General features: G+C 66.9%; 8 protein-coding genes. 3 read left to right on the top strand and 5 right to left on the bottom strand.

All coding sequences use genetic code 11. The features are described 5' to 3' along the window. Nucleotides 1-16: 16 nt before the first annotated feature. Genes AC1D00_RS00170 through AC1D00_RS00185 form a run of 4 tightly spaced genes read right to left on the bottom strand, consistent with a single transcriptional unit; the run spans nucleotide 17 to nucleotide 5,726 of the window. Complete coding sequence (locus AC1D00_RS00170; protein WP_477009246.1) at nucleotides 17-1,216, bottom strand: xanthine dehydrogenase family Fe-S subunit; 1,200 nt, start codon at nucleotides 1,214-1,216, stop codon at nucleotides 17-19. Next, nucleotides 1,213-2,049: an FAD binding domain-containing protein gene (locus AC1D00_RS00175; RefSeq protein ID WP_477009247.1), complete on the bottom strand. Its 837-nt coding sequence runs from the start codon at nucleotides 2,047-2,049 to the stop codon at nucleotides 1,213-1,215. Before AC1D00_RS00175 ends, AC1D00_RS00170 begins: the two co-directional genes overlap by 4 nt. Then, nucleotides 2,046-4,436, bottom strand: a complete 2,391-nt coding sequence (locus AC1D00_RS00180; RefSeq protein ID WP_477009248.1) for a xanthine dehydrogenase family protein molybdopterin-binding subunit — start codon at nucleotides 4,434-4,436, stop codon at nucleotides 2,046-2,048. The genes AC1D00_RS00175 and AC1D00_RS00180 overlap by 4 nt, the downstream gene beginning before the upstream one ends. Nucleotides 4,437-4,448: 12 nt before the next feature. Next, complete coding sequence (locus AC1D00_RS00185; protein WP_477009249.1) at nucleotides 4,449-5,726, bottom strand: amidohydrolase/deacetylase family metallohydrolase; 1,278 nt, start codon at nucleotides 5,724-5,726, stop codon at nucleotides 4,449-4,451. Nucleotides 5,727-5,884: 158 nt separating this feature from the next. Between AC1D00_RS00185 and AC1D00_RS00190 the strand changes: the two genes are divergently transcribed. The 3 genes from AC1D00_RS00190 (at nucleotide 5,885) to AC1D00_RS00200 (ending at nucleotide 9,033) form a co-directional block, all read left to right on the top strand. After that, on the top strand, nucleotides 5,885-6,379 hold the full coding sequence (locus tag AC1D00_RS00190; protein ID WP_477009250.1) for a MarR family winged helix-turn-helix transcriptional regulator: 495 nt from the start codon (nucleotides 5,885-5,887) through the stop codon (nucleotides 6,377-6,379). A gap of 288 nt (nucleotides 6,380-6,667) precedes the next feature. Beyond that, nucleotides 6,668-8,086 (top strand): cytosine permease, encoded by a 1,419-nt coding sequence (locus AC1D00_RS00195; RefSeq protein ID WP_477009251.1) that lies wholly within the window; start codon nucleotides 6,668-6,670, stop codon nucleotides 8,084-8,086. A gap of 8 nt (nucleotides 8,087-8,094) precedes the next feature. Continuing rightward, nucleotides 8,095-9,033: an acetamidase/formamidase family protein gene (locus AC1D00_RS00200; protein WP_477009252.1), complete on the top strand. Its 939-nt coding sequence runs from the start codon at nucleotides 8,095-8,097 to the stop codon at nucleotides 9,031-9,033. Nucleotides 9,034-9,095: 62 nt separating this feature from the next. Here the strand turns inward: AC1D00_RS00200 and AC1D00_RS00205 are convergent. Continuing rightward, nucleotides 9,096-9,284, bottom strand: a 189-nt coding sequence (locus AC1D00_RS00205) for an ABC transporter ATP-binding protein (RefSeq protein ID WP_477009253.1), incomplete at its 5' end; no start/stop codon positions are given.

Genomic DNA, 9,284 nt, shown 5'->3' on the forward strand with positions numbered 1-9,284 from the left:
GCGGCGCGCGCGCCGGTCATTCCGCTCCACCTTTTCCGGTGAAGACGCGGCCAAGGACGCGCGCGAGCCGGGCGCGCAAAACGCCTGATGCAAGCGACCAGAAGCTGAGCTCCGCCGGGGCCGCCTGCGCCGATGGCGCGCCCGACATGTGGCGGTCGAGATTTCCCGCGAACTCCGCAACCAGGCGTCTGGCGAGATCTCGCACCAGGCCCGGCCGGCCGACCTGCGCCAGGATGCCCGTGAGCGTGTAGCCTATTGACAGTTCGACGGCGGTCGCCGTGCCGCCCTCGAGCGGGACCAGGCGATAACGGATTTCGCCCTGTGTCGCCGAATGACTGCGCTGGTCGGTGCCGATGCCAACGATGCAGCCGGAGAGCGTCGCGGGATCGCGTTCGACGCGCGCGGCCCCCTCGAAGGCGGCTGCGATCGGCCCGAGCCTGACCCGGATCACGCCTTCGACGCGCTCGGGCCTTGGCGGCGCCGTCAGCGATACGCCGGGAAGGCAGGCGGCGATGCCGGCGATATCGTCGAACATCGCAAACACCTTTGCCGGCGGGTGCAGCAGCGTGAAGCGCTGATCGAGAACGGATGCCGGGGTGAAGTCGGGAATGGTGCCTGCCGCGGCGCCGTCTGATGCCGCGGCCAACGCCTGCCGCGCAGGCTGAGGCTCGCTTCGGTCTGACGTGGCTCGCCCCGATCCGGCGGGGCCGAGACTGGTCCGGCCGCTATCGGCCTGCGGCGCGATGTTGCGCGCGCGCCTCGCCTCGATCACGGACTGCACGGCCCGCACGATGCCGACATAGCCGGTGCAGCGGCAGAGATTGCCGCTCAGGCCGACGCGAATGCGCCGCTCGTCGGCATCAGGCAGACGCAACACCAGGTCTCGCGCCGAAACCAGCATGCCGGGCGTGCAATAGCCGCATTGAAGCGCATGCTCACGGGTGAAGGCGGCGCGCAGCTCGGTTGTGACCTCGTCCTCATCGAGGCCCTCGATCGTGGTGACGTCGGCGCCCTCGCAGGCCACCGCATAGGTGATGCAGGAGCGCGCCGGCACGCCATCGAGCAGCACGGTGCAGGCGCCGCAGACGCCGTGCTCGCAGCCGAGATGCGTGCCGGTCAGGTCGAGCTTGTCGCGCACGAAATCGGCAAGGCTGGTGCGCGGCTCGGCCGACACCTCCACCGCGCGGCGATTGACATGAAGCGCGATCGTATTCATGCGGCGGCCTCCAGGACGGCGCGCTTCAACACGCTGACATGGATATGGCGCTGCGCGACATCGTCGATGCCGGCCTTCATCAGGAGAGTATCGGCGACCCTGATGTCGAAACGCTGCTTGTAGTCGGCCGCAATCCGGCCGCCGAATAGCTCCGCCGCATCGGTCACGACGATCGGCGCCGTATCGATCGCACCGATCACGACACGCGCCGAGGCGGCGGCGGGATCGACAAGGATCGCGCCGATGGCGTGGGCGAACTCGCCGGTCTTGCGGCAGCTCTTGGCATAGCCCCAATGCGCCGAAACAGCGCGGGCCGGCACATGGATCGCCTCGACGATTTCGCCTGTTTGCAGCGCCGATTCCAGCGCACCGACGACGAAGGCCTCGATCGCCATCGAGCGCGCACCGGTAAGACTGCGCAGCGTAACGCGCGCACCCAAGGCCGCGAGCGCGGAAACCCAGTCCGCGGCGGGATCGGCATGGCTGAGCGAGCCGCCGATCGTGCCGCGGTTGCGCACGGCGCGATAGGCGATGTTGGCCGCGACGCCGCGCATGGCGCCGCGGGTCACGTCGGCCGTGCGCCCGTCCTCGACGTCGGCATGCGTCACCAGGGCCCCGAGCACCAGCTCGCCGCCGGAAAGCCCGGCCTGCTTGAGCTCGGCAAGGCCGGAGATGTCGACGATCAGCTCCGGCTGCACCAGCCGCAGATTGAGCATGGGCCCGAGCGACTGGCCGCCGGCGATGATCTTCGCAGATCCATTGCTTGCTGCCAGCATCGACAGTGCCGAATTGAGATCGCGCGGGCGCTCGTAGCTGAATGGCGCCGGTTTCATGCCGCGCTCCGTTCGGCCGCGCGCGCGGCCAGCACGGCTGCGACGACACGATGGGGCGTGATCGGCGACTGCATCAGTTCGACACCGAGCGGGCGCAGCGCGTCGTTGACGGCATTGGCGATCGCGGCGGGCGGCGCAATCGCCCCGCCCTCGCCGATGCCCTTCACGCCGAATTGCGTGTAGGGCGACGGCGTCTCCATGTGATCGAGGCGTGCCGCCGGGACCTCGGTCGCACCGGGCAGCAGATAGTCGGCGAGCGTCGTCGCCAGCGGCTGGCCGGAGGCATCGAACGGCATTTCCTCGTAGAGCGCGGTGCCGATGCCCTGGGCGAGGCCGCCATAGATCTGGCCGTCAACGACCATCGGGTTGACCAGCACGCCGCCGTCCTCGACGATCATATAGTCAAGAATTTCCACCTCGCCGACATCAGGGTCGACCGCAACGACGGCCGCATGCGCGGCGTAGCTGAACGTCCCGCTGTCGCGCACGGGCTTGTAGCCCTGCGTCACTTCCAGCCCGCCGGGATCGACATCAACAGGCAGATCCTGCGGGCGGCGATACCAGGTGTGAGCGATCGCCTTCAGGCTGACGCTGCCATTGACGCCGCGCACCTCGCCATTCTGAAGGACGACCGAAGCCGGATCATGCTGCAGCAGTTTGGCACCGATGCGCCTTGCACGTTCGCCGAGCTCACGGCAGGCGGTGGCCACCGCCCCGCCGGCCATGACCATCGAGCGCGAGCCCCAGGTGCCCGTCGAATAGGGCGTCATCGCGGTGTCGCCGAGGATGATGCGGATCTTTGCGACGTCTATTCCCAGCATTTCATGCGCGACCTGGGCAAGCGTCGTCTCCATGCCCTGTCCGTGCGAATGCACGCCGACGCGCAGCTCGAGGCCGCCATCCGGCGTCAGCCGCGCCGAWGCCTGCTCATGGCCCGGCACCATCGGGATGCCCCAGCCGGAATAGACCGAGGTGCCGTGCGCCGCCTGCTCGCAATAGATGGAGACGCCGACGCCGATGCGGCGGCCACCGGTCTCGCCCTGGCTTTGCTTGGCGCGAATGGCCTCGACATCGATCGCGGCGAGCGCGCGCCGCATCGCCTCCGGATAGTCGCCGCTGTCAAAATGCTTCCTGGTGATGTTGTCAAACGGCATCTGCTCCGGCTGCACCAGATTGCGCAGCCGCACCTCGCCGGGCTCGAGCCCGGCTTCGGCCGCCACGAGGTCGAGCATCAACTCCAGCGCAAAGCAGACGCCGGTGCGCGCGACGCCGCGATACGGCAGGATCGGACATTTGTTGGTGGCAACCGAGAAGGTGCGGYAGCGATAGGCCGGCATCTTGTAGGGACCCGGCAAAATGCTTGCGACCTGCGCGGCTTCGAGACAGGCGGAGAACGGGTAGGACGAGTACGCGCCGGAATCCACGGTCGCCTCGCAATCGATGCCGCGCAACGTCCCGTCGCTGTCAGCATAGACCGTGATTTTGTAGTGGTGCTCGCGGCAATTGGAGCTGGCGACGAGATGCTCGCGGCGGTCCTCGGTCCAGCGCACGGGATGGCCGCAGCGCATCGTCAGCCAGGACAGGCAGACCTCTTCAGGCAGCAGGATGCCCTTGTGGCCAAAGCCTCCGCCGACATCGGGCGAGATCACGCGGATCCGGCCCTCCTCCATGCCGAGGCATTCGGCAAGTCCGCTGCGCGTGATATGCGGCATCTGGGCCGCCGAATGCAGCGTGAGCTGGTCGAGCCTGGAATCGAAGGTCGCAACCACGCCGCGGCCTTCGAGCGGCGACATGCATTGCCGCGCGGTCGAAATCTCGCGCGTCACCTTGATCGGCGCGTCGAGCGCGGCTGATATGTCGACCTCGTAATTGGTCTCCAGGAAGACGTTGTCGCCCCAATGCTCGTGCACCAGCGCCGAGCCCGGCTCGCGCGCCTTCARCATGTCGGTGATCGCGGGCAGTTCCTCCAGATCCAGCGTCACGGAGGCCGCGATGTCCTCGGCCTCGGCCCGCGTCGGCGCGAGACACATGGCGACGAGTTCGCCGACCTGGCGCACCTTGCCGGTGGCGAGCACCGGCTGCTCCGAGATCTTGAAACCCGGAAGTCCTGAAACCGCGCGGATCGGTTTGACGCCGACGAGATCAGCCGCCGTGAAGACGCTGCCACGATGACGCTCGGGCACGTGGATGCCGCGGATGCGTGCATGCGCCAGCGGGCTGCGCACGAAGGCGACGTCCTGAAGACCCGCAAGCCTGATGTCGGCGACGAACTGGCCGCGGCCGCGCATCAGGCGGTCGTCCTCCTTCCGCGGCAGCCGTGCGCCGACGCCCTGCCCGGATCTGCCTGAAGGAAACTCTCGCTCGTTGCGCACGCCGGCGTTCTCCATCACCGCGCGGCCTTACGCCGCGACGGCCTGCGGCAGGATCGGCGCGACCGCGTCGAAGCGCGTGCCGGCGCGCAGGCAGAAGGCCGGCTGAAGCAGGCGCTCGGCGATCACCTCGTTCTTCTCGTTATCCCTGAGCACGAAGCGGCCGTTCTTCTCCGCGAGCACGGAGACGTCGGCGTCCATGCCGACCTTGAGCGCGCCGATCTCCGCGCTGCGGCCGAGCATTTTTGCGGGATTGGCGGTGACCATCGGCACCACCTGCTCCAGCGACAGGCCGAGCGCCATCATCGAGCTCATCGCCTGGACCAGGCTGAACTTGGCCTGCCCTGCGAAGGGATGGTTCTCCTCGTCCTCGTGCTGGTCGGGCGTTCCGGCCGGCGCGGGCACGTGGGTGTTGTAGCCGTGAATGTCGGCGCCGAGCGTGGTTGGAATGATGCCGGCGGCGATCGCCTTCTTCGCAAGCCGGTACGAGAAATGGCTGCCGTGGCCGACATCGACCTTCAGGCCGCGATCGAGCGCCGCCTGGATCACCGGATGCACCTCGCCCTCGCGGTTGACGAAGCCGCCGGGGTGGCGCGTGAACGGATGGGCGAGAACGTCGCCCTCGCGCAAGAGCGGGATCACGCGCGTGAGGATCGTATCGGCATCCTCGCCATTGGCGCCGCTCTCGGGCAGGCCCCAGAGCTGGCCGAAATGCACATACACCGGCAGATCGGCGCGCTTGCCGATCTCCGCCGCCATCTCGATGACGCGGATGCCCCAGCGCGCAAAGCCGCCGATCTCGGCATGGGCCTTGATGCCGCGCACGATGTCGAGATTGGCCGTCGCCGCCTTGACGGTCGCATCGATGTCGACACCGTCGGGGCTGTAGAGCTGCGGATAATAATGTCCCTCGAGTCCGCCGACGAGATAGGCGGACAGGAAGGCATAGACGCGCGTACGGGACGGCTCGGCGATGAAATGACGAAAGCCGGGCAGCGTCATGCAGGATGGACCGCCCTGGTCGATCACCGTCGTCACGCCCGACTGCACGCCGACCATGTCGGGGTTCATGCCGAAGCGGCCGGAGACATATTGATAGACATGCGCATGGGTATCGATCAGCCCGGGCAGCACGAGCTTGCCGCCGACATCGACGAGCTCCTTCGCACTCGTCGGCAGAATGTCCGGCGCGACCGCGGCGATCTTGCCGTTGCGGATGGCGACGTCCCGGATGCCGTCCACGCCCGAGGCCGGACAGATCACGCGACCGCCGCGCAGCAGAAGGTCGAAGCTGGCAGTGATGGACATGGCGCTCTCCTCTCCTCACGGCGGCGATTGCTTCGCCCCGGAAATACGAAGCATGCTTCGCATTTTGACAAAAGCAAGCTTCGTGCCATGATCTGACGGTGGCGGGCGCACTCGAATCGAGCTAAGCGCGGCGGGGTTCCAGCTTGGGAGAGCGTGCATTGCGGCAGGGGAAGACGCGTCGCAGCGGGGGCAAGCACCGCCCCTGGCCATTGTCGCAACGTCCCGGCTATCTGATCCGGCGGCTGCACCAGATTCATGTCGCGCTGTTTCAGGAAGCCTGCGGCGCGTTCGAGGTCACACCGCTGCAATACAGCCTGCTCTCGGCGCTGGCGGTGCGCGAAACCGCCGATCAGACCACTTTGGCGGCCGATATCKCCCTCGATCGAACGACGACGACCGGTGCGCTGAAGCGGCTCGCCGCACGAGGCCTGGTCGAGCGCGCCATCAACAAGGACGATCGCCGCGCGCGATTGTGCCGCCTGACGCCTGCCGGCGCCGCCCTGCTGGTCAAGATCGAAGGCGCGGCACGACGGGCGCACCGTGCGACGCTCGGCGATTTGAGCGAGCGGGAACAGGCGCTCTTCATCGAAATGATGCAGCGCATCGTGGCCGGCAATCCCAGCCGCGACAGCGCCGCTGCCCTATTCGACTAGAAGCGGCTGCTGCACTTTTGAGTTGGGCTGCCCAATTTATCATCGTACCGCTGCTCGCGCGCGCAAGCCCCTGAGGCTCCGCGCCGGTCGCCGGGTTGCAAGCAGGTGGCTCGACGTGAGCCGATACAAGCCTGCGCGTGACGTCGATCGCATTTGAAATCTCAACAGCAATCCGGCGCGAACCACATTGCATCCGGCATCGGCGCACGCCCCGCTCCGGCGGCTGTGCAACCAATGGCACGATTTATGCTGCGACGATGCGCAGCGTGCTTCGTATTGGGGGATGTCATGACGGATTCCGAACTTCGCGCTGATATTCACAGCATTGAGCCAATTCCGGATGCGGACCGGGACTCGACCGGACCGCAGCAGATGTGGATCTGGGCCGGCGCCAACATCGCGCCGGTCAACTGGGCGCTCGGCGCGCTCGGCATCATCCTGAAGCTCGGACTGATGGAGACTATCGCGGTCATCGTGCTCGGGAACATCGTCGGCTGCGCGATCTTCGCAACCTTCACGGTGATGGGGCACAAGACCGGCGTCAACCAGATGGTACTGAGCCGATCCGCGTTCGGCGTCCGCGGCGCCTACCTGCCGAGCATCCTGATGTTCGTGATGACGCTGGGCTGGATCGGCGTGAACACCTACTTCCCGGTGAAGGTTTCAATCGRCATTCTCGGCCAGTTCGGCGTGCCCGACACCTGGCTGATCGAGATCGTCATCATCACGCTGGTGATGGCGGCGCAGGTCCTGATCGGCGTCTACGGGTTCTACGCGATCCGCACCTTCGAGAAATACACGGTGCCGCCGACCATCGCCATCATGGTGCTGATGAGCGTGCTGGCCTGGACGCGCCCCGGTGTCGTCAACTGGAGCCTGACGACCTCGCTGCCGCCGGGCGCGCATCTGGCGATGCTGACCCTGCTCATGACCGCGATCGGCGTCGGCTGGGGCATTTCCTGGGTCACCTGGGCCTCCGACTATTCGCGCTTCGTGCCGCGAAGCGTATCGTCGAAATCCGTGTTCTGGTACAGCTATGTCGGCATGTTCGTGCCGACGGTCTGGCTCGGCATTCTCGGCGCGACCATCGCCTCGACGACGCTGGACACCGATCCCGCCAAGATGGTCAGCGCGGTGTTCGGCGGGCCGGTCAGCATCCTCGTTCTGCTGATGGTGCTGCATGGCCCGATCGCGACCAACATCCTCAACGTCTACTCGGCGACACTGGCGGCGCTGAGCGCGGGGCTGAAGTTCTCGCGCTTCTGGCTCACCGTCATCGTCGGCGTGGCCGGCTACCTGGTGACGCTGTACTTCATCTTCGCGCCGTCCTTTGCGAAAGCGTTCGACAACTGGATGATCAGCCTGTTGTTGTGGATGAGCCCATGGGCCGGCGTGGTGCTTGCGGATTTCTTCCTCAAGCGCAAGGGCAAGATCGACGTCGCCGAGCTCTACCGCTCGCCGGAGACCAGCGCCTATGGCGACATCAACTGGGCCGGCATGATCGCGTTCTTCGCCGGTCTCGTCGCCGGATGGCTGGTGGAGGACGGCCTCGTCGGCGCGCTCCAGGGGCCGGTCTCGATCAACCTCCTGGGCGGGGCCGATCTGAGCTGGCTGTTCGGGATCGGGGTCTCGGGGCTGGTCTATCTTGCGCTGGGCAAGCACGTCACCTCGCCTTCCTCGATCGTTGCGAGCAGCGCGGGAAGGTAACGTCAGACATGGACTTCGTCCTGCGATCCACCCCCGGAAACGTCCAGTGGGGACTCTGGGACGGACGTCTGAAGCCTGTGCTCCGGATCGCATCCGGAGACCGCGTCACCATCGAGACCCTCTCGGGCGAGCCGGACGATCTGCCCGATCCGTCGCTCGGCTTCGACGTCGTGCCCGGACATGCGGAGGTGCTGGCAAGCGCGTTCCGCGGTCCGGGCCCGCACCTTCTCACCGGACCTGTCTACATCGAGGGCGCCGAGCCCGGCGACGTCCTCGAAGTGCGCGTGCTGAGCATCGAGCTTCGCTGCAATTGGGGCTGGAATCTCCAGGTCCCGACGCTCGGCACGCTGCCTGAGGATTTTCCCGAGTTCCGCCGCATCCACATTCCGCTGGACCGCGCGCGCAACGTCGCAAAACTGCCCTGGGGACAGGAGCTGCCGCTCTCCCCCTTCTTCCGCATTTTCGGCGTCGCGCCACCGCCCGCCTGGGGCCGGCTGTCCTCGAAGGAGCCGCGCGCGTTCGGCGGCAACATGGACAACAAGGAGCTCGGCGCCGGCAGCACACTCTATTTTCCGGTCTTCGTGCCGGGCGCGCTGTTCTCCGCCGGCGACGGCCACGCGCTCCAGGGCGATGGCGAAGTCTGCCTGACCGCGATCGAGGCGGCGCTCACCGGCACCTTCGAATTCCACGTCCGCCGCGATCTTCGCCTCGCCTCGCCGCGCGCAGAGACTGCGTCCGACTGGATCACCATGGGCTTTGACGAGGATCTCGACGACGCGGCCAAGGCCGCGCTGCGCGACATGATCGCGCTGATCCGCGAGCACAGCGGCCTCAGCGCCCAGGATGCCTATACGCTCTGCTCGATCGCCGCAGACCTGCGCGTCACGCAGCTGGTCGACGGCAACAAGGGCATTCACTGCGTGCTGGCGAAATCCCGCATGCCGTGACCGATGCCGCCGGGTTCAAGACCTGGATCGATCGGCAAAACGCTTCACACGCAAGATCCTGTTCAGCCCGAGGCGCGCGCCGTTGCCGCCCCCGCAAAGTCCAGCACGGGCGCGGCCGCGAGCAGTGCCTTTGTGTAGTCATGCTGCGGACGATCGAAGATCTCGTCACGCGATCCCTGCTCGACGATCCGCCCGCCCTGCATCACCACCACCCGGTCGGCGACCTGCTCGACGGCGGCGAGATCATGGCT

This window comes from Bradyrhizobium sp. P2_E8, assembly GCF_056403875.1.